Here is a 25,087-nt window from a genome sequence, read left to right as displayed (position 1 = left end):
CTCCCGGCGGTCCTCAGCGTCTACGAGCGACGAGCGTCGCGACGAACAGCGCCAGGAAGGCGGCGCCGAGGCCGAAACCGGGGACCGCGAACGAGTCGTCATCGTCGGCGGTGACCGTGTCGTCGGGCGTACCGTCGCTTGCCGCACCATCGTCGGTATGGTCGTCCGTGCCGCTGTCGGAATCGTCGTCGGCGTCGTCCGTTCTCTCGTCGTCAGGGTCGGTGACCTCGACCGTCCCGGCGGGCTCGTCGGCCACCGTGACCGACACCGTTCCGGGTTGCTCGATCGGTGCGGTGAGGATGTTGGTCTCGGTCTCGCCGGCCTCGACGGCGACCGTCTCCTCCGTCACCGTCTCGCCGTCGAACGCGAGCGGAAGTTCGACGGTACCGTCGGCGTCGCCACGGTTTTCGAGTGTGACGGCGATCAGCACCGCATCGTCCACCGAAACGGTCCCGTTGTGCAGCTCGACCTCGACGAGTTCGATCGCCGGTTCACCCGGGGCTGGCGGTAGCGGGGGAAGCGACGGAGATCCGTCGTCCGCTTCGTCGACGGAGACGGCCGTCGAAACGGAGTCGTTTTCCGAAGTTAGTTCGATCGAGACGTCGCCGACGTCGCCTTCGTCCGTCTCGTACGCGAACGTGCGTTCGTCCGTCTCGCCCGGCGACAGCGTCACTGATTCGTTCGCGACGAGAGTGTCGTCTTCGTCGGCCGAGAGTTCGAGCGGCTGCGTGCCTGCTAGTGTGCCCTCGTTCGTAACGGCGACGGTCACAGCGACCGGGTCCCCCGCTTCGACCGTCTCCGTCACGTCGACGAGATCGAGGGAGAACGTCGCTGGGATCGGGTCGTCGATCGTGATCGGTTCGGCCACTAACTCGTTCTCGCTCGCAAGGGTGGCCGTCACCGTCTGTCCCGCGTCGTCTGGATCGGTCGGAACCGAGAGCGTCAGCGTTTCCGATTCGTGGCGCTCTAGCGCCACGCTCGTCTCAGTCGAGGCATTCAGTTCGGCTGTCTCGAAGGCGATACCCTGCTCCGCCGTGAGATCACCCGTGTTCGTGACGGTCGCCGTCACCTCGATCGGTCCACCGGCCGCCACAGTTTCTGACAGCGTGTACTCGGTTATCTCGACGAACGGCGGCCCGGGTTCGACGATCGAGACCTCGGACTCAGCAGACTCGTTGTCCGAGGAGAGTCGTATCGTCACGTCGTCACCCACATCGCCGGGGGTCTTCGATTCGAGTGCGACGGATTCGTTCTCGCCGCCATCGAGTGTCAAATCGGTCGATTCGACGACTTCGTCGTCGACCGAAAGCGTGACCGATTGTGTCTCGGCGATCGTCCCCTCGTTCGTGACCGTCGTCTCGGCTACGATATCGAAGCCGGCCGGCACCGATTCGGGGAATTCCGTATCGCTCAGCGCGAAGTGCGGCGGTCTGTCGACCGTCGCCGTCGTGTTGGCCTCGTCGTCCTCGCTCGCGACCGTCAGGTCGATCGACGGGACGTCCCCGTCATCGGTATCGTAGCGCAGGGTAACCGAATCAGTCTCTCCGCCCGCGAGGGTGACGTCTTCGACGACATCTATCGGGTCGTCCGCTCCGCTTTCGAACAACTCGACGTCCTGGGTCGTTTCGCCGTCGCCCGTGTTCTCGACGGCAACCATCACTTCGATCTCGTCGCCGACGAAGACCGGCGCGTTCGTCTCGTCAGTCTCGACCGCGAGAAACGGCATCTCGTCGACGGGGACCGTCTCGGACGCCGCGTCGTGCGGCGTTTCGACCGTTAGATCGAGGGCTGGCGCGTCGCCGTGGACGGTCTCGTATTCGAGCGAAACCGTCTCCGCTTCATCCGGCTCGAGCGCGAGATCGATCCGCTCGTCGACGACCTCGTCTTCCACCGCGAGCGAGACGTTCTCCTCGCCGGCGACATCGCCCTCATTGATGACGGTGGGCTCGACGGTCAACGTCTCACCCTCCTCGATGGAGTCGTTCGTCACAACGGATTCAACCACGTACTCGGGCGGTTGCTCGACGGTGACCGTCGTCTCGTCGACGTCGTCCGGGCTCCGGACGGTGAGGTCGTCGGTGCCGACGTCGTCGACGGTCGTCTCCCACTCGAGAGTGAGCGAGCGCGTCTCCTCGCCGCCGAGGTCGACACTCTGCTCGTCTGCAATCGACCCGTCTGGCGCTTCGAGTTCGATCGTCGCGCCAGTCGGCTCGTCGCCTTCGTTCTCGACGGTGGTTTCGACCTCGATCGGCTCGCCGGCCGTGACCGGGTCGTTCGTGTCGGTGATCGAAGTCGTAACGGTCGCCGGTTCGAGAGTGACCGTTTCGTCGTCCGCATCGTCATCGAGTTCGACCGCGACGGAAACGGGCGACTCGTCACCCAATTCGAGTTCGTACTCGAACGAATCGCTGTACTCCCCGTCGGCTTCGACTTCCCGGTCGTCGTGGGTCGTTTCGTGGCCGCCTTCGATCGCGAACGAGACGTCGGTTTCGGCCGGGACGTCGCCGACATTTTCGACCGCGTAGTCGACCGCGATCACGCCGTTGCTAACGCTCGTATCGGTGATCGAGATCGAGAGATCGGGTTCGTCGATCGCGACCGTCCGCGAGTCGGCATCGTCGTCGGTTCCCACCTCGATCGGGAGGTCGCCAACGTCGCTCGCCTCGAGACCATAGGTGAACGTGTCGGTCTCGTCGTCGCCGGCGTCGATCGCGACGTCGTGGTGGGTATCCTCGTTCGCGCCGTCGACCGCAAACGTGACGTCCTGCGTGCCGGTGACGTCGCCGGTGTTGTCGACGCGGTACTCGACGTCGAGGTCGCCGGCCTCGACGGTCGTGTCAGTCACCTCGATCTCGAAGTGCGGCGGTTCGTCGACGGTGATCGAGTCGGAATCGCTGTCGTCGTCCGAGAACGCGGTGACGTCGAACCCAGGTGCATCGCCCGAGGACGTCGAACAGGTGAGTTCGACCTCGTCGGTATCTTCCCCTTCAAGCGAGACCGTTGTGGAATCACATTGCTGGTCGATGTCGGATCGCTCCAGCGCTATCGTCTGTGCGTCCGGTTCGTCGCCAAGATTCTCGACTTGGATATCGATGTCGACGTCGTCCTCCTCGACGATCGGGTCGTCCGTGTCAGTGATGTCGACGTCGAAGTCGGCTTCGTCAATCGAGACGGACTCGCCGTCGGAATCGTCCTCGGTCTCCACCTCGAGGGAGACGCTTGGGGCATCGCCGGGTTGAATATCGTAGTCGAACGTGTCAGTTTCCTCGTGACCGCCGGTGTCAACGAACACGTCGGAATGTCGGTCCGCTTCGCTCCCTTCGACGATTAAAACGATGTCCTGAACATCTGGTACGTCACCAGTGTTCTCCACGAGATAGACGACCTCGACCTCGCCGTCATCAACGCTGGTTCCGATTTCGATGTCGAACCGGGACTCTATACCGTCGACGGTTTCAACGTCCTCATTATCGTCGCTTCGCACCGCGACGTCGACACTCGGATCGTCACCGTACGCGAGGTCGTAACTGAAGGAGTCGTGTTGGACGCCTCCAGCAGTGATGTACACGTTCCACTCGGTCTCTTCCGTGGCACCGTCGACATCGAACTCGATGCTCTGCGTGTCGTCGGTGCCACCGACGTTTTCGACGCTGTAGTCGACGTCAACCGTCCCGTCGTCAACCGAGATGTCCGTGATATCAACGTCGAACTCTGCGGGTTCGACGACTTCGATCTGTGTACCTGATGTGTGCCGGTCGAACTGGCCATCGAACTGATCGAATTCAGTCACCTGATTCGTCGGATCGATCATCATGCAGATCCATCCAGTCTCCCCAGCGTGAGTTTCGGAGAGCGTTCCGTCCCACGTCACATCTTTCGCTTCGAACGGATCCGGTGGAGAGATGGAGTGCGTGGCGATCCAATCACCATCCGGTATTTCACAATTGGAGTGCTCGCTCAGATAATATCCGATCTCTACGGATCCGGCCGTCTCCGTCCCAACGTTTCTGATCCGGTGTTCGAGTTCGATTTCGGATTCTGTCGCAACTATTTCACCGGGTGCATCAACAGTGAACCAATCGTCCTGTTCGTTCGTCCACTGGACGTCTTCGTGGACGAAATGTGGCAGATTTTCGGGTTCGTCAATATAGGTTTCAGAGTGATCTTGGCCTATCCAATCAACGAGGTCGCTGAACTTCCCATGCGTGACTCGCGCCCCCCAATTTGCGGAAGAGCCCCCGTAGCCGTGGACGGCGATGACCTCCCACACGTTGAAGTCCTCGTTGTACCAGATTACGGGAGAGCCACTTTGCCCTCCGGTGGTGTCTAGTTCGTACGTGTGGGTTGGGTCGTAGATGTAGTGCGTCCCTTGTCCTGGTCCATCATCCCACCACATCGATGGATAGGGCTTCGAGAAGGCATCGTCGTTATCCGGACAATATCCTTCTTGGTCACAGGGGTAGCCGGCGACGTAATTTATCGCGTCCTCGTATGGTTCGGCACCAACATCGTACGACCAGTACTCCCACTCCGAAACGTAGTCACCGATCGACCTATCGAGCGTGAGCAAGGCGAAATCGTGGCGACGGAGTTCACCTTCGGTGTACTCCGTGTACGTTCTGGCGAGGGTGACGTCGATGTCCGAATACGGGTACACTTCGGTCCACTCGTCGTAACTATCCGCGGCCGGTCGAACTGAGACATCGTCCACCCACCCACCGCCGTCGGTATCGTAAATGCAATGGGCGGCAGTGAGCACGTGATACTCGTCGACTACCGTCCCTGAACAGAAGGTCGATAGCTGAACTATTCCGTCGACCTGTCCATGAAAGTAGTCGCTGTCTTTCGGGTCATCGACACGTTCTCTCTCGTCCTCATCTCCGATAATCGCCTCTGGCTTGACATCCTCAATTTCGTCCCGATCCATCACGTCCGCTGCCATGCTAGAGTCGAACTCATCGATGATTTCGTCCTCCCGAAAGTCGTATACGACGACTGTTAAGTCCGAATTCGTCGTTGCGTCGGTCGTCTCGAGTCGAGTTGACGTCCGATTTCGTTCGTCCGGTCGATCGCTCAACGGGTCAGTCGTCGTCAATTCGTCGAGCGATTTCCAGGTCGGACCTGGTTGGTCACTCATCGGTCTAAGCGCACCATCTGCGTGGTCGGGGATGCTCAGCTGTTGTGGAAGGTGCTCGATACCGTCAACGCTTGCAGCGGAATCGGTCGTTGGTTCGGGTGCTGGTGAAGAAGAATATTCCACCGCTCCACCCACAACGGTAGCGGAAATGAGGATCACGAATAGAACCAGAACAGATGCAATCCCAACCAAGAGTCCACTCATCGATTTCGATCGGGAGAAAAGATCGCGTTTCGAAGGCGTCATACAGACCCCCTCATGGCGTTCTCCAGTCTCCTGTCGCCAGTGGTTCTCGGCCATCGGCCGAAAGGCCCTCGACGGTCGTAGAGTTACACCCTAACTTGCGTATTGGCAAGACGAACTCCACCAACGTATCTTGGATCCAGCAAAGTTTCTGAAAACGTTTCACTTCCCCCACCCATTCATAGAGTATGTTCTCGAAGAGACGTTCATCAAAATTGTTAAATCTTTCTTACTGTTCTATAGGCGGTGTAATAGTTCGTAACTACCGATCCCCAATACGGGTCCGAATCGACCGGTCGAATATTCCCCGCCCACCCGGTCGAAACGAAAAAGCCACAAGACTAACATATCAGCTCGACATTCGCCTGTTATATGAACGACACGTCGGCGATCGTCCTCGCCGCCGGGGAGGGGACGCGGCTGCGGCCGTTGACGCGGAATCGGCCGAAACCGATGCTTCCAGGAGCGACGACGCCGATTCTCGAACGGGTCCTCGATCACCTCATCGAGGCGGGGGTGACGGACGTGACGATCGTGGTCGGTCACGGGCGCAGGCGCGTCCAGTCACACTTCGGACCGACCTACCGCAACGTTTCACTCTCGTACGTCACGCAGGAGAAACAGCTCGGAACCGGCCACGCCCTGTTGCAGGCCGAATCGGCCGTCGACGGGCCGACGCTCGTCGTCTACGGCGACCAGCTGGTTGGCACGCCCGTGATCGCCGACGTGCTCGCCGCTCACGACGACGCGGCGGTCACGCTCGGCGCGCTCGATCACCCGGACGTGACCGCCTACGGCGGCGTTCGCGTCGACGGCGACCGCGTGGTCGATATCGCCGAACGACCCCACGAGGCGGAGGCCTACCTGCTGAACGCCGGCGTCTACGTCGTCGACGAACGGCTGCTCTCGGCGATCGATGCGGCGGAGTCGACGCCGGGCGAACAGTCGCTCGTCTCCGGGATCTCGCACCTGGTCGAGTCGGGCGAGCCAGTCTCTGGCGTCCGAACGTCCGGGCTGTGGGTCGACGCGACCTACCCGTGGGACCTGCTCACCGTGGCCGACGCGCTGTTCGAGGCCGGACTGGCCGGCGAATGCGGGGGCGACGAGCGATCGACGTCCGAGGAGGCCGTCGTCGCCGAGTCGGCCGTCGTGCGCGAACCGGTCGAGATCGACGCCGACTGCGAGATCGGCCCCGGCGCCGTCGTCGGGCCGTCGGTCGCACTCGGCGAGAACGCGACCGTCGAGTCGAACGCCGTCGTCACGCACAGCGTCCTCGACCGGGACGTCCGCGTCGGCGCGAACGCGACGGTCCGCGATTGCGTCGCCGGAGCCGCCGTCGAGATCGGTGCCGGTTCGACGATTCCGGGCGGCCTCGCCGACGTCCGCATCGGCGAGGAGGTCGCGACGGACGTCCGGCTGGGTGCGGTGCTCGCCGATCGGGTGACCGACGAGGGGGCCGTCACCTACGTCCCAGGGGCCGTCGTCGGAGCCAACGCGCAGATCGCGACGGGAACGCGCGTCGACGGCGTGGTGGACGCGGAGACGGAGGTGCGATCATGACCGAGCGAACGCGGACGACGGAGGTGCGGTTCGGAGCGAGCGAGAAACGCAGTATCGCGAGCGGTGCAACCGCGAGCGCGGAGGTGCGTCGATAATGTGTGGCATCATCGGCTACACGGGCGAGGGCGATCCCGTGATGGACGTCCTCATGACGGGGCTGTCGGGACTGGAGTATCGCGGCTACGATTCGGCCGGCGTGGCCGTCACGGATCGGGCCCGCTCTTCGGGCGACGTCTCGCTCTTCAAGCGCGAGGGCGAACTATCCTCGCTCGAAGCGGCCCTGCCGGACGGCAGCGTCGACGGAGCGGCCGGCATCGGTCACACCCGCTGGAGTACGCACGGGCCGCCATCGGACGCGAACGCACACCCGCACACCGACTGTACGGGTCAGGTCGCCGTCGTCCACAACGGCATCATCGAGAACTTCCGCGAGCTGCGCGAGGACCTCGAGTCGGCGGGCCACGACTTCGAGAGCGAGACGGACACCGAGGTCGTCCCGCACCTGATCGAGGACGCGCTGGCGGCGGGCGAATCGCCCGAAGAGGCGTTCCGGACGGCGGTGGCGCGCCTGGAAGGCAGCTACGCGGTGGCGGCGGTCGTCGCCGGCGACGAGACGGTATACGCCGCGCGTCACGAGTCACCGCTCGTCCTCGGCGTCGGCGAGGCGGGTCACTTCCTCGCGAGCGACGTCCCCGCGTTCATCGAGTACACCGACCGGGTGATCTACCTGGACGACGGCGAGTTCGCGACCGTGACGCCCGACGGCGTCAGCGTGACCGACGCGCGCGGTAACACGATAGAGACGAGCGTCGAGACGATCGCCTGGGATCCCGAAGATGCGGGTAAGAGCGGCTACGACCACTACATGCTAAAGGAGATCTACGAGCAGCCCGACGCGATCCGGGGCTGTCTGCGCGAGCGCGTCGCGGAGCTCTCGGGGTCGGTCGAGATCCCCGAACTCGACGGGATCTCGACGACGATCCCCACAGTCGACGCCCGCGACGGGCGTCCGCGCCCGATCCAGTTCGTCGCCTGTGGTACCTCCTATCACGCCGCGCTGTACGGCGCCCGACTGCTCCGCGACCGGGGCGTCCCGGCCCAGTGTTTCATCGCGAGCGAGTACGCCACCGAGCGAGTGCCGGTCTCCGAGGGGACGACCGTCGTCGGCGTCACCCAGAGCGGCGAAACGGCCGACACCATGCGTGCGCTACGCGAGGCGGGTCGCGCGGGCGCCGAGACGCTCGCGGTGACCAACGTCGTCGGCAGCTCGGCCGCCCGCGAGTGCGACCACGTCGTCTACATTCGCGCCGGCCCCGAGATCGGCGTCGCCGCGACGAAGACGTTCGCCAGCCAGCAGGTCGCGCTGTCGATGCTCGCGGCGGCGCTCACCGACGGCGGCTCGCAGGGGCTGGTCCAGTCGTTGCGGGCGATTCCCGACGGCATCCAGCGCGTCCTCGACGAGTCCGACGCCCGTGAGATCGCCCGCGAGTACGTCGACAGTGACGCCTACTTCTTCATCGGCCGGGGCTACGACGCGCCGGTCTCGCTCGAGGGCGCGCTGAAGATGAAGGAGATCACGTACAAGCACGCGGAGGGCTTTCCCGCGGGCGAACTGAAACACGGCCCGCTCGCGCTGGTGACCGACCGCACGCCCGTCTTCGCGACGATCACCGATCACGCGGAGGGCGACGTCTCGAAGACGCTCGGCAACGTCAAAGAGGTCGAAGCCCGGGGCGCACCCGTCGTAGCGGTGACCGACCGGCGCGATCTAGTCGAGCCGTTCGCCGATCACGTCCTGGAGGTGCCCTCGATCGGACCGGCACAGACGCCGATCCTGGCGAACGTGCAACTGCAGCTGGTGTCGTACTGGGTCGCGAACGAACTCGGCCGGTCGATCGACAAACCGCGTAATCTGGCCAAGAGCGTCACGGTGGAGTGAGTCGACGGTAGCCGGAACCTGGATCCAGTTGCGGATGACACTGGTGGCGCTGAATCGCTCTCCGTTCAGTCCTAAATCCAGCCGAGTATCTCCAGTTCGTGATAGTTTGTTGGCTAGAAATAACGACCGGCCTCGTTGGACCAGAAGCGGTGAAAACTATCTCAATGGCTCTCGAGACGGATGGATCCGATTCTATACGAGAATGGCCACTATCCTCATATATCTGGTTTGATTATACGTGCACATGTTGCGAGCTGGGGATGGGATGACGAGCGCCGATCGAGCGGTGACGCCGATTGTAGGCGGCATCCTCATCATCGGTCTGGTGAGCGTCACGGCTCTTGGCGTGCTGGCCGTCTCGCTCGACGTGGTGGCGAACACCCAGCAGGAAGCCGAAACCGAACGCGCCCAGAGCAGCCTCGTCGAGCTCACCCACACGATGAACACGGTGGGCAATCAGGCCGACGGGACGGGCTCGGTCGACCTGGACGTCGGCGAGGGCGGCGCCATCATCAGAGACGACACCGGTTCGGTCACCATCGACTACGACAACGTCAGCGCCGAGTTCGAAGACACCATTACGTTCGGCGCGATCGAGTACGAGGCGAACGACGGCTCGCTCATCGCCGTCGAGGCCGGCGCCGTCTTCCGCGGCACCGGCGAGGCCTCCCAGCTCGTCTCCGGACCGTCGATCACGTACGACAACGAGACGAACACGCTCAACTTCCCGATCCTCGAAGCCGTCGGCGACGAACAGCTGCGAGACGATCGGATCACCGTCCGCTCGGCCGACGTCGCCAGCCAGAGCGACGTCGTCGAGAACGAAGAGGTCGTGATCGAGATCGAAAGCAAGTACTGGGGCGGCTGGGAGGAGTACTTCCTCCGCGAGGTCGGAGAGCGCGGCGTCATCGCCTACGACAACGAGGGCGAGGACACTGGGACGGTCGAGGTGAACCTCGGACGCATCGACACGCCGACGCCGTTCGAGAACGCGGTGACGGTGCGAGACGAGATCGAACTGGACGGAAACGCTAACGTTACCGGTTCCGCGGTAGACGGATCCGAGATCGATCCGATCGACGACGAGATCGACGAAATGGTCGAGTCGGCGAGAGAGAATTACACCGAACTCACAGACCCTGAGGGACCGATCGAAGCCGGCGAGTACTACGTGGATGGATCGCTCACAATTGACGAACCTACTGTCGTCGATCTCACCGATGGGGACGTTACGCTCGTCGTGGACGGCGATATCAACGTCGATCAGGAGTTCCGCGTCACAAACTGGGGTGATAACGAACTGCAAATCTACACGACCGGAGATCTGACGATAGAAGACCAGATGTGTCTCGACGAAACCGAGTGCGAGGGAGCACACTCCGACCGTGGCGGGAACAATCAACACGAACCCGACGCGATCAATCCGAGCCAGTTGCAGGTCTACGGCACCTCCTCGTTTGAACTCGATATGAGTGGTGGAACGTACTTCGAAGGTGTGATTTACGCACCGGCGGGAGAGGACGGTACCTCGAAGTACGTCGAGAACGGGAACGCCTACATCGACGGCTCGCTGGTCATTGGATCGGTTGAAGCGGGAGGAACGCCGACTATTCATCACCACGACGAGCTCAAGTGGACCGACCCCGACATCGGCGATCCCGTCCAGCCCCCGGAGCTCACCTACCTGAACCTGGTCTACAAGGAACTCGGCGTCGGTCACGAGTAATCGGTAGGCGTCGATAGGCCACAGACCAACGTATTCTGAACTGGGAACCGAACGTCTCGTTCGCCCATTGGTTCGGGTCCGACCCCCCAGCGAGTGGCCCATTCGAAACGTCCGGTGTACCCGTTCTACCAGGAGAACTCGTCGGAGAGACGGAGTTCTCGGTCGAATTGGCCCGACGTGAACGGCGGGTAAACTCACGGATAGCATCGGAGCGGGTAGATGGCCAGGTACGCGAAGTCCGGGTAAACACGTGTTACGTGAACGTATCGGTTAAACTATGGTTCGACGTTTTGTAACGGATGGTTCTTAGATACGGTAATCTGCAGTATCGCGTAGCTGTATTCGGAGAGATTGTCAATGTTCATTATACTCAGCCGCTCACGTGGTTCAGAGTGAATCGGTAATCGGAAATAAGTAAACTGGCAAACAGCAATTTCGGGGACGGAATGGCCGTGAAACCGTGAGTAAGCACCAAATCCAGAGACGTTCCTACTTGTCTCGTATACTCTGCCTTAATTCCCATCCAATTCGTATCCCAATTTCTTCATGTCGAGTTACCATAACTAAAGGGCGGTGGGTCGGCAATTCGTCCGAGACATGAATCCAGCGACCGGCACATCGAAGGGGGTATCACGTAACGTTCTAACAATTTTCATCGTACTCGTCGCGGTTATCGGCATGACGTTCGGGCCAGCGGCGATGGCCGCCGTGCCGACGGACTCGACTCCCGCGGACGCGTCACCGGACGCACACGCGAGTCTCGACGAACACGTCGACGGATTCAGCGGCGACATACCGCTTTCTGAGGCACGGACGAAATTTACAGGTGAGACAGACGGCGACGCACTCGGGAAAAGCGTCGCCAGTCTCGGGGATCTATCCGGCGACGGGAGCGACGACGTCGCACTCGGCATCCCCGACCACGACGAAGAAACCGGCGCCGTCGCCCTGTTCTTCGGCCCCGTCGACGCCGGCGAGATCGAAGCATCCGCCGCCGACCTCACCCTGACGGGCGAGAACGCGGGCGACTGGGCGGGCTACGCCGTCGACGCAGCCGACCTCACCGGAGACGGGATGAACGATCTCGTCGTCGGCGCACCACACGCCGAGGACGGCACCGTGTACGTGTTCTACGGCGCGGACCTACACGAACACAGCGAGGGCGACGGACCGGCCGAACTGAGTCTCGCGGACGCGTCCGTGATGCTGTCCGGGGATAGCCCGGATTCGCAGTTCGGCCACGCCGTGGCTGCGGACGTCACGGACGAGGACGCCGACGCAGCGGTCCTCGCCGTCGGCGCCCCAGGAACGGACGACGACACCGGCGCCGCACACGTGTTCGAGCGCCTCGACGGCGCGACGTCTGCCGCCGACGCCGACGCGACGTTCGCGGGCGACGCAGCCGGCGATCACGCCGGCTTCTCGGTCGCGGTCGTTCCCGAGCACACTGACGACGGCCACGGCGTCGTCGCCGTCGGCGCACCCCACGCCGGCGAGGATGCCGGGGCGGTCTACGCACTGACCGACTTCGAGGCCGACGGCTCGCTCGCCGACGCCCACCTGACCCTCGAGGGAGAGGGCGCGGGAACCGCCGGCTGGGCCGTGGCGAACGCGGGCGACGTCACCGGCGACGACAGAAACGACCTCGTCGTCGGGGCGCCCCACGACGACGGGCACGGCACCGACGCGGGCGCCGCGTACGTCCTGTTCGCCGAGTCCGCCCACGAGGGCGTCGTCAGCCTCGGCGATGCCGACGCGACCATGCACGGCGTGACAGACGGCGAGCGGGCGGGCTACTCGCTCGCGGGCTCGAACGACCTGCTCGACGGCGAGCACGCCGGCATCCTCGTCGGCGCACCGGGATCCGTCGACGCGGACGACGCCGGCGCGGCGTACCTCGTAGACGGCGCGTCGGTCTCCGGCGAGGTGAGTCTCAGCGACGCCCAGGCGACGTTCACCGGCGAGGCCGCCGGCGACGAAGCGGGATACTCGGTCGCGACGTCGGGCGACGTCTCCGGAACCGGCGAGGTCGACGTCCTCGTCGGCGCGCCCGGACACGGTGACGCGGGCGCCGCGTACATCGTCGGGGACGACCCGAAAGTAGAGAAAGTCGACGAACCACGCGATGAGAAGGTCGACGAGGTAGAGGTCCGCGAAGTCATCAAAGAGGAGAAGATCGACGAGGAGAAAATCGAGAAGGAAGAGCACATCGACGTCGAGGAGATCGTCGACGTCGAGAAGGTCAAAGAAGAGCCCAAAGAGCGCATCGACGTCGAGGAGGTCGTCAAGAAAGAACGCGTCAAAGAGATCGTCGTCGACGAGGAGGAAGTCGACGAAGACGTCAAAGAGGTCGTCGAGGTCGAGAAAGTCAAAGAAAAAGTCAAAGAGCGAATCGTCGTCGAAGAGGGTCCGTTCTTCGACGTGGACTTCGTTCACAAGAACGACCCGGTGACTGCGGGTGACGAGCTGAAAGCCACGGTGCTGGTGACCAACACGGGAGACGAGGCCGACACGCAAGACATCCGCCTCGAGATCGGCGGCGAACAGGTCGACGTGGCCACCGGTGTCGAACTCGGGCCCGGCGAGCGCGAGAAAGTCGTGCTGACGTGGGCGACTACCGAAGACGACATCGGCGGACACACGGTGACCGCCCACAGCGACGACGACACCGTCTCACAGGATATCGAGGTCGTCGAACGGCCCGTCGACGAGGCGTTCTTCGACGTTGAGATCGTCGAGAAGAACGATCCGATCAACGCCACGGAGACGCTCTACGTCACCGCCGAGATCACCAACACCGGTGACGCAACCGACACGCAGGATATCAGACTCCAGATCGGCGGCATCGAAGTCGACCGCGTCGCCGACGTCACGCTCGAGCCCGGCGAGAGTACGACAGTCGAGTTGACGTGGCAGAGCGACGAACACGACGTCGGCAAACACCTCGTCAAAGTCCTCAGCGACGACGATTACGACTGGCAGAAGATCGATGTGCTAGAGCCGGTTCCCGATCCTGACGAGGTCTCGGACTTCCGCTTCGTCGACGTCGACAAGCCGACCGAGATCAACACCACCGAGACGTTCGAAGCGACGGTTACGATAGAAAACGTCGGTGACGCCGAAGGCACCGAAACGATCAGCCTACAGATCAACGGCGAAACCGTCGATTCGGCCGAGATTACGCTCGGACCGGGTGAAACCGGTACGGTCACCCTCACCTGGGCCGGAACGGACGAACCAGGTACCTACACCGTCGGGATACTGATCGGCGATCAAGAAGTGCACACGCAAGATCTCGTCGTGGTCGAAGAGCCCGAACCCGTTACCGAGTTCGAGTTCGTCGACGTCGACAAGCCGACCGAGATCAACACCACCGAGACGTTCAACGCCACCGTCAGCGTCCAGAACGTCGGCGACACCGAGGGCACCGCGAACGTCTCGCTGACCATCAACGGCGAGGTTGTCGATACCCAACAGATCACGCTCGGAGCGGGTGAAACCGGTGACGTGACGCTCACCTGGGCCGGAACGGACGAACCAGGTACCTACCAGGTCGGCATCCTGATCGACGGCGAAGAGGTCCACACGCAAGATCTCGTCGTGGTCGAAGAGCCCGAACCCGTCTCCGAGTTCGAGTTCGTCGAGGTCGATAAGCCGACCGAGATCAACACCACCGAGACGTTCACCGCAAACGTCAGCGTCCAGAACGTCGGCGACACCGAGGGCACCGCGAACGTCTCGCTGACGATCAACGGACAGGTCGTCGATACCCAGCCGATCACGCTCGGTCCGGGTGAAACCGGCACCGTCACCCTCACCTGGGCAGGCACCGAGGAACCAGGAACCTACACCGTCGGGATACTGATCGACGGTGAAGAAGTCCACACGCAAGATCTCGTCGTCGTCGAAGAACCCGAACCAGTCACCGAGTTCGAGTTCGTCGATATCGACAAACCGACCGAGATCAACACCACCGAGACGTTCACCGCAAACGTCAGCGTCCAGAACGTCGGCGACACCGAGGGTACCGCAAATGTCTCGCTGACGATCAACGGACAGGTCGTCGATACGCAGCCGATCACGCTCGGTGCGGGTGAGGAGGGGACGGTTACTCTCACCTGGGCAGGGACGGACGAACCAGGTACCTACCAGGTCGGCATCCTGATCGACGGCGAAGAGGTCCACACGCAGGAACTCACCGTCGTCGAAGAGCCCGAGCCCGTCTCCGAGTTCGAGTTCGTCGATATCGATAAGCCGACTCAAATCAACGCCACTGACGAGTTCACGGCGGTCGTCACCGTTGAGAACACCGGGACCGCCGAAGGGACCGCGAACGTCTCGCTGACCATCGACGGACAGGTCGTCGACACCCAGCAAATCACGCTCGGGCCGGGTGAAACCGGTGACGTGACGCTCACCTGGGAAGGAACCGACGAGCCCGGCGATTACACCGTCGGCATCCAGATCGACGGTGAGGAAGTCCACACGCAGCTACTGGTCGTCGTGGACATTCCGCCAATACCGGGACAGTTCGCGATCAGCTTCATCGCGTTCTGTTACCCGGATGGCGCCGATGCGACCGTCTCCATCACGTTCGTCGACGATCCGAACGATCCGAGAATCGTCGAATTCGAAATCGACGGGGACGCACCGACCGCGATCGTTCACAAGACCGGCGGCGGCGACGATCAGATCTTCCAGCAACCTGGAACGACTTCGGGAACCGTCGTGGCTGGTGTTGGCACCTTCGTCGGTGACGAACGCACGCCGGCGAATCCGTGCCCCGACGGAACGACTGACCTGAAATTCGAAGACGGTGACCTCTCCGTCACGACGACGTTGACGGTCGGTGACGGCGGAGCCGCTGCCATCGCCGGGCAGGCCGCCGACGAAGATGAAAACGGCGACGAGGAAGCACCGGAAGACGGTGAAGGTGACGAGGAAGCACCGGAAGACGGTGAAGGCGACGAGGAAGCCCCAGAAGACGGTGAAGGCGACGAGGAAGCCCCAGAAGACGGTGAAGGCGACGAGGAAGCACCGGAAGACGGTGAAGGCGACGAGGAAGCACCGGAAGACGGTGAAGGCGACGAGGAATCCCCAGAAGACGGTGAAGGTGACGAGGAATCCCCAGAAGACGGTGAAGGCGACGCTGGCGAGGAAGGTGAAGGTAACGAGGAAGAGCCAGAGGACCAGGCCGGTGAAGGCGACGCTGGTGACGAAGGCAACGACGATCAGACCAACGCGATCGTCCCACCGCTGTAATCAATCGCGACGATTACAGCGTGGCTAAATCGGCCGATCGAACGTTTTTCCGGTTTTAGAACAGCGCGTCGAGTTCGCCGCCGGTATCCACGAGCGCGGCGTGATCCTCGGGCTGCTGGGACTCGATGGTGGCGGCGGTCTCCTGGCTCTCGATGGCGATCTGTTGGAGGCGGTCGATCCGGGGGACGTCGGTGACGCCCGAGAGGACGACGATGGCGCCGACCTCGCCGCTGGGTCGGGGGAAGTCGCCGCCGCGGATCTCCATGCTTCCGGTCTCTTCTTCGAGCCACTTCCGGCCGCGTTCGATCCCCTTTCGGTTCAGGTACTCGCCCGGCCCGGTGGCGACGACGAGGGCCTTGTCGGCACTTTCGACCGCGCAGGGAAGGGTCAGTCGGCCGAGCGTCGCCTTGCGGATGACGCTCGTCATCCGGTTGGTCGCGGCGCCGGCGTCGACTTCAGTAGTCGAAAATCGTCCGCGGAGGCCGCCGGCCGTGTCGACCGACTCGGTCGCGTAGCCGATCGTCGAGATCCCGCCCGAAAGGGTGTTGATGATCTCGGAGGAGTCGACCACGCTCTCGCCGACGGTCCCATCGGCGGCCCCTTCACCCGCGGCGAACAGCAGGCCGAAGCGTTCGACGATCTCGCGGTTGATGCGGTCGTAGCCGCCGCCGACGGACTCGCCGGTCAGTCGCCAGGCGTCGTTGTCGAACAGCAGCAGGTTGTCGACCTCATCGACGAACGTCCGGAACGAGCGGGCGGCATTGAGGGTGTAGATCCCGCCCTCGTCGGTGCCGGGTAAGATTCCGAGCCCGTAAACGGGCACGTCGTAGACGAGCTGTAAGTGCTCGGCCAGCACCGGCGCGCCACCGGAGCCGGTGCCGCCGCCCAGCCCGGCGACGATGAGAAAGCCGTCCAGGTCGTAGACGGGAATCTCGTCGATCGCCGACTGTATCTCGTCGACGTCCGCGGCGGTGATCTCCGCACCGAGTTCGTTGTCCGCGCCGACGCCGTGGCCTCTCACCCGGGACTGGCCGACGAGAACGCGATCCTCGGCGGGAACGTAGTCGAGTCCCTGCAGATCGACCGTCGCCGTGTTGACCGCGAGCGCGGACTCGACGATTCCGGCGCCGATCTCCTCGTCGAACGCGAGGAATTCGTCGACGATCTTTCCCCCTGCCTGGCCGAATCCGATGAGTGCGAGCTTCATGGGTGGTGGCGTGTGGTCTCGAGTTCGGGCGGCGTTACCTCGACCGACGAGCGACTCAGAGACGGCCGGTTCCGGACGCCGGTCCCGATCGGACCGATACCGGTAGGTCACGGATTTCAGACATTGTTATGACAGCCATAGTCTCGATAACCGGAACCTACTCGCTTCGAGACCGTCGTGAGACGGATACTGTCAGTTTCTGTGACGGGAGGTCGTGCTGTCACCGTGGGGCGCGTTCGCGATGAGACTGCCACAGTGGAAGGATCTCGGTGGAAGACCGCGTGTGAGTGCTCACAGCGCAATTGTCCGGACACTGTGAGAGACGAGCCGGAACTGAACGTTGAGCCGAACGCGATCGTCGGGTATCGTCGAACCGTCACGGGTTCGTGGCCGTCGAACGCTCACACCCATCCGGTGCTGGTTTTATGGCGGCGAACGGGGTGCATTGGTCCGTGTCTCTGGTGCACGTGCGCGAACGTTCACCTCCCGAGGGGCGCCCCCTCGTCGGGGTACGTCTCTGTCTCCTCGTCGCCGGTTGCGTCGGCCTGCTGGTGATCGGCGGGTTCGTGGTGAGCGGCGGCCTCGGGCTGGCGGTCGGTACGGGAAGCGCGACGGACGTCGCCGCCCAACCGAACGCGTCGGCGAGCGACGAGATCGAGACGGACGATGCCGAACCGACGAGCGTCGAGCCGGGAGCCGACGCGACCGAGGACGACGAGACGCCGCGACACGTCGATCCGGACGCGTACGGCGAGGCGGGCGACGCGGAGGGGCTGGCGGACTGGTACGAGCGCCAGCTCGCCGATCGGTTCGGCGAGGGGTCGGCCCGGATGAGCGAGGGCGACTACGAGCGAGCGCGCGAACTCGTCGACGACGAGGTGGCCGAACTCGTCGCCGAGTACGTCGACCTGGCCGAGGTGACCGACCGCGACGACCGCGTCGAGGAGTACGCGACGATTCAGGAGGGCCAACTCGAACTCGCCGAGGCGGTCGAAGCCTACGAGGAACGCTACGAGATGTACGAGCGCGCCGAGGCGGCGGGCGACCACCAGCGTGCGCGACAGCTGGCTCGTATTCTAGAGGAGCTGGCGGCGGACGTTGAAGAGACGAGTGCGGAGCTCCTGGAGCGCTACGACGAGACGGGCGCCGAGTCGGAAGCCGCCGAGTTCGCCGAGAGCGGCGAGACGATCGTCGCGGTCACCGAAGACATCCAGCGGCGCCAGGCCGAGATCCGCGGCGAGCAGTTTACGCCGACCCAGCTGTCGGTGTCCGTGTGGGACGAATCGATCTCGTACGTCGAGCCGCTCGAAGCGACGGGGCTGCTGGTGACCGAGGCGGGCGAGCCCGTGGCGAACGAGGAGATACAGCTGGCCGTCGGCAACCAGACGGTGTCGGCGACGACCGACGCGGACGGACGGTTTATCGTCGAGTACCGGCCGGTCGACGTACCGGTCGACGCCGAAGAGCTGGACGTCGCTTACGAGCCGGCGCCGCTCGCGGGATACAGCGGCTCGAACGCGACGGTCCCGGTCTCGATCGAGCAGGTCGAGGCCTCGATCGACGAACCGGAGGTCGTGCCCGAATCGGCCGGGTTCGGCGACGAGCTTCGGGTGGAGAGTTCGATTGTGGTCGACGGCGAGCCCGTCGAGGGGGTTTCGCTCCGGGTGGCGATCGGCGGCGGAGCGGCGTCGGCGGGGGCCGGCGGTGCGGCGATCGACGGTGCGACGGGCGAGGGCGGGACGGCAGAGACGGTGGAGGCCGACGGCGGGGCGATAGCGACGAACGTGACGGTGCCGGCCGCGGTCGAAGACGGAGACCGGCCGGTGACGGTCTCGATGGCGCGGGACGATCGGGCGGTGACGGCGAGCGAGTCGCGGACGACGGTGACCGTAACGGAGACGGAGACGGCGCTGTCGCTGTCGGTCGAGGACGGTGACGATCGAGTGGGCGTCTCCGGGCGGTTGACGGCCGACGAGGCCGGCGTCGGGAATCGGACGGTGGACGTCGCGATCGACGGCGTCACCGCCGGCGCCGTCGAGACCGACGCTGACGGTGCCTTCAACGGGACGGTCGTCGTGCCGCCGGGGATCGACGGCGGCAACGTGACGGTCGAGGCCTCGTTCGACGGCGGCGGGACCAACCTCGCCGGGTCGAGCGAGACGGCGACCTCGTTCGTCCCCGGGGCGGAGACGGGGTCGATGCTCGCCTCGCCCGTGGTGTGGGTCGTCGTGGGTGGGGTCGCGGTGGTGATCGGGGCGTGGTGGTACCGCCGTCGGCGTCGGGGACACGAGGTGGACGGCTACGAGTGGGTTCGACCGGACGTGGATCGATCGGCGGTGGCGGAGGCGGGCGGCGGAGTCGAGCCGGCGACGCTACTATCGGCCGCCGCGGGGGCGCTGGCCGACGATCGACCGGCGACGGCGATCGAGCGCGCCTACGCAGCCGCCCGTCTGGCCCTCGAAACGCGACACGAAGCGCCCGCCGGACTCACACCCTGGGAGTTCTACGCGTACTGTCGCGAGCGCCCGGACGCGGATGACGACGAGGCGCTTCGGACCGTGACCGACGCCTACGAACGCGCCTCGTTCGACCCGGCCCCAGTCGACGACCGGACGGCAAAGCGGGTGCTTACACGAACGCGACGACTCTGTCGGGATAGCCGCATCGGGCTCGAGAACTGATTGTCCGAGTGGTGCCCCGCTCGCACGACGGTAATCGAGTGGCTGGTCGGTGGGCTGGCACAGAGTGGTTGGTCGGTGGACTGTCGCTAAGTGGTTGGTCGGTGGACTGTCGCTAAGTGGCTGGTCGGACTGCCCAGGGCGATCGGACGGGCTCGCCGAACGCGTACTCGACCGAACGAAGCAGAAACCCCTGGCGAACCGGCAGAGTTGACACGTGAGAGAGCCCCCGAAGTTCTCACCCCGTTTCGTTCGTCTGTTCGATACGAGGCCACCCTGGTGGTCGAATGTCACATACCCTATTTTTTGAATAGCCTATCTCAAAATAGGCTACTTCAGAATAGGCTATTCGGGACGCAGTATCAGCGCGCGACGATCTGCGATTGTTCGACCTGGGCGACGTCACTCGCACGTTCGCCGACGAGTGACCGAGTCGATGGGTTTCTTCGCCGCATTCACACGGGCCACTCTGCACAGATTTCCACCATTCGTTGCGTGGGAGAAGACGTGGTCGTCGAGAACGCTGATCCGAGTATTTCGACCGCCCAGCGATCCCTTCTCCTCGACGACCGCAAGCCGCTCGTCGATCTCCGTTGGAGCGATGTAGCAGTCAGTGGTCGAAGCGAACAGAACGCCCAGCTGTAGATTCGCTGCGTGATACGTATTCGACGCGTACGCACCACGGGCGCCGACTTCCGTCGAGACGACACGCGAGCGGCAGGCCTGAGACGGCGACGGCTTAATGTGTTCGTCTCCCCTGGGAGTGTGTTGACCCCCATGGCGTCGAAGAGTGACCGGAAACAGCGCGACGAAGCGTTCAGCGAGCTCACCCAGTTCCGGGACGCGATCATCCAGAGCGCGAACGTCTGGATCAACGCGCTCGACGAGGACGGAACCGTGACGCTCTGGAACGAAGCCGCAGAAGAGATCAGCGGCTACGCGGCCGACGAGGTCGTCGGCTCGGACGAAATCTGGACGTGGTTGTACCCCGACGAAACCCGCCGGAACGACATTATGGACCGCGTGTCCGCGATTTTGCGCGGGAACGAGGCCGTCGAGGGCTTCAGGACGACGATCGTGACCAAGGACGGCTCCGAGCGAACGATCTCGTGGAACTCCCACGCGATCGTCGACGCCGACGGCGCGTTACGAGGCTCGGTGGCGATCGGCCGGGACATCACCGAGCGCACGAAGCGCGAACGGGAGCTTCGCCGACAACACGAGCGGTTAAACGAATTTACGAGCATCGTCAGCCACGACCTCAGAAACCCGATCAACATCGCGCAGGGCTACCTGGAGGCGGCTCGCTCCGAGTGTTCGAGCGAACACCTAGACGACGTGGCGGTCGCGCTGGAGCGGATCGACCAGATCGTCAACCAGACCCTGTCGCTCGCCCGCCACGGGAAGCTGATCGACGAGACGGAGCCGGTCGACGTCGCTCGCCTCGCCGAGGCGTGCTGGAAGGGCGTCGACACGGCCTCCGCCGACCTGCAGCTGCGTGACCCGCCCGTCATCCAGGCCGACCCGCGCGCCGTCCGCCACCTCCTCGAGAACCTCTTTCGGAATTCGGTCGAACACGGCGGCGAAGACGTCACCGTTCGGGTCGGCCCCTGCGACGGTGGATTCTACGTCGAAGACGACGGGGTCGGCCTCCCCGACAATGGCAGCAACGGGCTCTTCGACCCGACGCCCTCGGCGGGCGGGGACGCGGCCGGACTGGGCCTCGCGATCGTGAACCGGATCGTCGAAGCCCACGAGTGGGAGATACGGGTCGGCGAGAGCGACACTGGTGGCGCTCGGTTCGAGATACTGGCGGCTCCCGACCGATAGCACGGCCGGGCCTCGGTTCGAACCCCTGCTGTGCGATCGGATCGAGCAGGTCGCCCGGAAGGCGTGAATGGCCCGCTGAACGGCTCCGCTGTAGTGTCGGCAGTGTGCCCTCGAGAACTTCGATACCGCCGGATATCTGCCACCGTGTCCGCTCCTGAAGCCACCACAAAAACCGGACAGAGGGACACAGGCAACTTCGCTAGTCGCGGTTGCTGCTGGAACTGGTGGGTCGGTCCGAACGACCATCCCTGCACCGTCCCGGTGCGCGTTCCCGCAACGGTTCACAACCACGATCGTCCGAATCATGCGCTCAATGGCCGAACGCCGGCCGAGGAGGGGCTGAACTAGATAGTGCCCCTGTGAGACGGGACTCCGTCAACTCCCCCGCAGGTGTAACTCTACTCGAAACTTCTTTAACTGTGTGTTTCGACCTATGTTACGCCGTGCTGCGACGTATCGAACTCGAGATCCTCGCCACTATCGAAGGCGGCGAGACGATCACGGAACTCGCGACGAAGGTAGACCACAGCGAAAGTTACCTCTCCCGAGCTGTCGGAGCGCTCGTCGAGAAGCGGCTGGTCTACGCAGAACGCGACGGCCGACGGAAATACGTCACGCCGTCGGATTCCCGGGCAGTCGAAATATACCAGGATCTCGTCCGTCAGCACGCTCACATCGACTTTTCCGAACTGTTGACGGGCAAATCTCTCGAGGTGTGCTATTACCTCGACCGGCCACGAACCGTCACAGACGTCGCCCAACGGAGCGGAAACTATCGAAACACCGTCAACCGGATACTCAAGCGGCTGCGAGTTCGTGGCCTCGTCGGTACCGACGACAGCCGCTACCACTTCAACGGTGATTTCGACCGACTACACGAGTTTGCTCGCGAACTTGTTCACCATCGCCATCGACAACGCCTCGAATCAGTCGCGTCGAACGGGACGATTCTATGGGAGGACTACGACGAATTTCTCGCGCAAACGACAACGGAGATCGACGCCGAACACTTCCACGAGACCGGGCTCGCGCGGTTCGCGGCCTTCGATCTCCAGTTTCTACTCACCCACCATCGGTACTACCGCTACGCTGTAGAGCTAGCGGACGTCTCTCCGTCGGAGCTCTGTTGTCACACGTTGCTGATCGACGACGGGCCCCGCCATCGCTCGTACTGTCTATTGTTGCTCTGTCGCGTCGACATCGACGAACGCGACCTCCGAGAACAGGCCGCGAAATACGGCCTCGAAGCCGAAATCGACACCCTCCTCACCTATATCGAGACGAGGGGAGCAGTCGACGGCGAACGCCTCCCCGAGTGGGACGAGTTCCAGGAGCTGGCTGCTGACTACGAGGTGAGCCTGCCCCGATGAGACCGACGTTCGGACGCGAGTACATCGAAAACGAGTTCCAGCGAATCGCAGATGAGCTATCTGAAACGCTCACGGTATACCTGATCGGCGGTGGCGCGATGTCGCTTCGCGATCTCAAGGGCGCGACGAAGGACATCGACCTCGTCGTCGATGACGGTGACGCATACGGCCGGTTGTGGACCGTCCTGATGGATCTCGGGTACGAACCGGTACAATCGCTGAACGCCGATTACCGGGCGCTGGGCGCGACCAGCTGCGTCGAGAACGCAGACGGATGCCGCCTCGACATCTTCAACTAGCAGGTCGCAAACAAGCTCGTGCTGACCGAGGGAATGCGAGAACGCAGCGAGTCGTTCCTCGCGACGGATCAACTGTCCGTCCGCCTGATCAGCACCGCGGATATCTTCCTGTTCAAGTCGGTTGCAGGACGGGACGACGACATCGAAGACATGAATATGCTCGTACAGACTGGCCTCGACTACGACGTCATCCGAGACGAACTCGAGGCACAGATCGACCAACTCGGTGACGACCAGTTCGCCACCTTCGCGAACGAAGCCTTGGTTGATCTAGCGGAGCAGTACGGCGTGACGACACCGATCGAGGACCGCGTCCGGGAGCTGACGACGCGGTACTATCGCGGGCTCGAAGCGCTCCAGGCGCTCGACGGCCCGACGACCGTCGACGAACTAGCGGCCGATCTAGACATAGACGTCGCTGCGGTCCGAGATCGGGTTAGCTATCTCGTGGAGTTCGATCGAATCGCACACGATGGCGAAACCATCCGTCTGCCGGAATAACTGCAACGTGCCGATTTATCACCTAAACGATGGTATCGACAGGACCGTTCAGTTCAGAAGAGAATGGGTTGCTTCGGTCCATCCACGCCTTCTCGGGAGAATCGATTCTATCGGCCGCCATCTCTCCCGACGAGAGAGGAATTATCCATCTACTCGTGGACAGCCAGAAACGGCTGCTCGAAGAACGGATACGCGTTCGGCGACCGTACGTACCGAACCACGAGTGTGGCAAACACCGATGTTCGATACATCCGCCGTACTGAACAGGATTGTGGTGTGCGTTCGAATACTGGGTGGGATGGCGTCCTGCTCGCACGACGGCGGGCGGAGTGGCTGGTCGGTGGGTTGTAGGGTAGCTGGTCGGCGGGCCGTGACGGAGCGGGTGATCGGACCGCTACAGATCGGTCGAGAGGTCGAACCGATCAGGTCGGGTCGGTGAACCACCGGTAACGTAACCCGCACGGGTAATCGCTGGACAGTTTATCAGACCGAGAGGGGTTCGCCGGATCAGTTGAATGGGCTAGTTTGTCCCCACTGGTCGTAGAATGCGACGTCTTCAAGCGGACGCCGGGTCCCGCGTCTGAAGTCCTCTCCTTCGAAGTACGCGACCGGGATCAGCCCGGCTTGTGAAATGCCGTCGGGAACACCGAGTAGTTCGGCCACCGTCGGTTCTTGGGCCAGGTGTATCATGGTCAGCGACGATCCCAGTCCACGGCTGCGCAGGGCGAGCATGAAGCTCCACGCGGCGGGCCACACCTCCCCGTAAACGGACGAGGCCGCCATATTCAACGGATCCGACTCGTACTCCATCTGCTCCCACATCTCGCGTTCCTCTCTGACCGAAAGGGTTGTACAGGGGATCACGTGGACCGGCACTTCGTGCAGGTGTTCGGCGAGATACGTAGACGAAGCGGCGACCTTCTGGGTCTGTTCGTCCTCCGGGAGTTCGCCTTCCATCATCTCGACGAACGGTTCGAGCGACCGTCTGTAGCTGTCCGCGAGTTCGTGGCGACTCTCCTCGTCGGAGATCACCAGCCAGCGCCAGTTCTGCAGATTGTAGCCGGTTGGTGCCTGGAGTCCGATCTCCAGACACTCGTCGATCACCTCCAGTGGGACCGGCCGGTCGAGGTCGAGTCGGCGTCGGACCGCTCGCGTCGTCGTTAGCACGTGATCGATACTGCGCCGGTCGAGGTCTTCGATCCGTATCGGTTCGTCCTCCGTGTTCGCCGTCTGCGTATCGGTAGTTGGCATCGTTTCCGGGACTTGCTACACCGCAACCCAGCGTCAATCGCCCGCGTGAAACGATTTCACGCCGTGAAAGCCCCCCATCGGTCA

10 protein-coding genes and 1 pseudogene are annotated in these 25,087 nt (G+C 63.3%); 8 read left to right on the top strand and 3 right to left on the bottom strand.

Annotated elements, in window-relative coordinates:
• Positions 1–13 precede the first annotated feature (13 nt).
• The gene (locus tag NKH31_RS09025; protein WP_254861461.1) at positions 14–5,137 is read right to left on the bottom strand and encodes a trypsin-like serine protease; all 5,124 of its coding nucleotides are present in this window, start codon (positions 5,135–5,137) and stop codon (positions 14–16) included.
• Positions 5,138–5,752: 615 nt separating this feature from the next.
• Here NKH31_RS09025 and NKH31_RS09020 point away from each other — a divergent pair.
• The 4 genes from NKH31_RS09020 (at position 5,753) to NKH31_RS09005 (ending at position 15,867) form a co-directional block, all read left to right on the top strand.
• Positions 5,753–6,940, top strand: coding sequence for a sugar phosphate nucleotidyltransferase (locus tag NKH31_RS09020; protein WP_254861460.1), 1,188 nt, complete (start codon positions 5,753–5,755; stop codon positions 6,938–6,940).
• 94 nt (positions 6,941–7,034) lie between these two features.
• Entirely contained in the window at positions 7,035–8,879 is a 1,845-nt protein-coding gene (gene glmS, locus NKH31_RS09015; protein WP_254861459.1) for a glutamine--fructose-6-phosphate transaminase (isomerizing), read from the top strand.
• Positions 8,880–9,123: 244 nt separating this feature from the next.
• Complete coding sequence (locus NKH31_RS09010) at positions 9,124–10,605, top strand: DUF7289 family protein (RefSeq protein WP_254861458.1); 1,482 nt, start codon at positions 9,124–9,126, stop codon at positions 10,603–10,605.
• Between the two features lie 678 nt (positions 10,606–11,283).
• On the top strand, positions 11,284–15,867 hold the full coding sequence (locus NKH31_RS09005; protein WP_254861457.1) for a CARDB domain-containing protein: 4,584 nt from the start codon (positions 11,284–11,286) through the stop codon (positions 15,865–15,867).
• Positions 15,868–15,922: 55 nt separating this feature from the next.
• Here the strand turns inward: NKH31_RS09005 and NKH31_RS09000 are convergent, their stop codons facing one another.
• Positions 15,923–17,074: a tubulin/FtsZ family protein gene (locus tag NKH31_RS09000; RefSeq protein WP_254861456.1), complete on the bottom strand. Its 1,152-nt coding sequence runs from the start codon at positions 17,072–17,074 to the stop codon at positions 15,923–15,925.
• 452 nt (positions 17,075–17,526) lie between these two features.
• On the opposite strand from NKH31_RS09000, the gene NKH31_RS08995 reads away from it, so the two are divergent.
• The 4 genes and pseudogenes from NKH31_RS08995 (at position 17,527) to NKH31_RS17780 (ending at position 23,752) form a co-directional block, all read left to right on the top strand.
• On the top strand, positions 17,527–19,755 hold the full coding sequence (locus tag NKH31_RS08995) for an AAA family ATPase (protein ID WP_254861455.1): 2,229 nt from the start codon (positions 17,527–17,529) through the stop codon (positions 19,753–19,755).
• A gap of 774 nt (positions 19,756–20,529) precedes the next feature.
• A complete protein-coding gene (locus NKH31_RS08990) occupies positions 20,530–21,582 on the top strand; it encodes a PAS domain S-box protein (protein ID WP_254861454.1) in 1,053 nt (350 codons plus the stop codon).
• Between the two features lie 443 nt (positions 21,583–22,025).
• Entirely contained in the window at positions 22,026–22,952 is a 927-nt protein-coding gene (locus NKH31_RS08985; protein ID WP_254861453.1) for an ArsR family transcriptional regulator, read from the top strand.
• Positions 22,949–23,752: pseudogene (locus NKH31_RS17780) on the top strand (DUF6036 family nucleotidyltransferase). Before NKH31_RS08985 ends, NKH31_RS17780 begins: the two are co-directional and overlap by 4 nt.
• Positions 23,753–24,259: 507 nt before the next feature.
• On the opposite strand, the gene NKH31_RS08970 reads toward NKH31_RS17780, so the two are convergent.
• Positions 24,260–25,003, bottom strand: a complete 744-nt coding sequence (locus tag NKH31_RS08970; protein WP_254861450.1) for a nitroreductase family protein — start codon at positions 25,001–25,003, stop codon at positions 24,260–24,262.
• Between the last annotated feature and the right edge of the window lie 84 nt (positions 25,004–25,087).

The sequence above is a fragment of the Halovivax gelatinilyticus genome, from assembly GCF_024300625.1.
In the GTDB taxonomy this organism is placed as follows: Archaea; Halobacteriota; Halobacteria; order Halobacteriales; family Natrialbaceae; genus Halovivax; species Halovivax gelatinilyticus.
This window is presented reverse-complemented; position numbering and strand designations above follow the sequence as displayed.

What these genes read in the sequence shown, in the direction of transcription:
- glmS (WP_254861459.1), top strand. Translation starts at nt 7,035, where the DNA reads ATGTGTGGCATCATCGGCTACACGGGCGAGGGCGATCCCGTGATGGAC.
- NKH31_RS09005 (WP_254861457.1), top strand. Translation starts at nt 11,284, where the DNA reads ATGACGTTCGGGCCAGCGGCGATGGCCGCCGTGCCGACGGACTCGACT.
- NKH31_RS08990 (WP_254861454.1), top strand. Translation starts at nt 20,530, where the DNA reads ATGGCGTCGAAGAGTGACCGGAAACAGCGCGACGAAGCGTTCAGCGAG.
- NKH31_RS08970 (WP_254861450.1), bottom strand. Translation starts at nt 25,003, where the DNA reads ATGCCAACTACCGATACGCAGACGGCGAACACGGAGGACGAACCGATA.
- NKH31_RS09020 (WP_254861460.1), top strand. Translation starts at nt 5,753, where the DNA reads ATGAACGACACGTCGGCGATCGTCCTCGCCGCCGGGGAGGGGACGCGG.
- NKH31_RS09000 (WP_254861456.1), bottom strand. Translation starts at nt 17,074, where the DNA reads ATGAAGCTCGCACTCATCGGATTCGGCCAGGCAGGGGGAAAGATCGTC.
- NKH31_RS09010 (WP_254861458.1), top strand. Translation starts at nt 9,124, where the DNA reads ATGTTGCGAGCTGGGGATGGGATGACGAGCGCCGATCGAGCGGTGACG.
- NKH31_RS09025 (WP_254861461.1), bottom strand. Translation starts at nt 5,137, where the DNA reads ATGAGTGACCAACCAGGTCCGACCTGGAAATCGCTCGACGAATTGACG.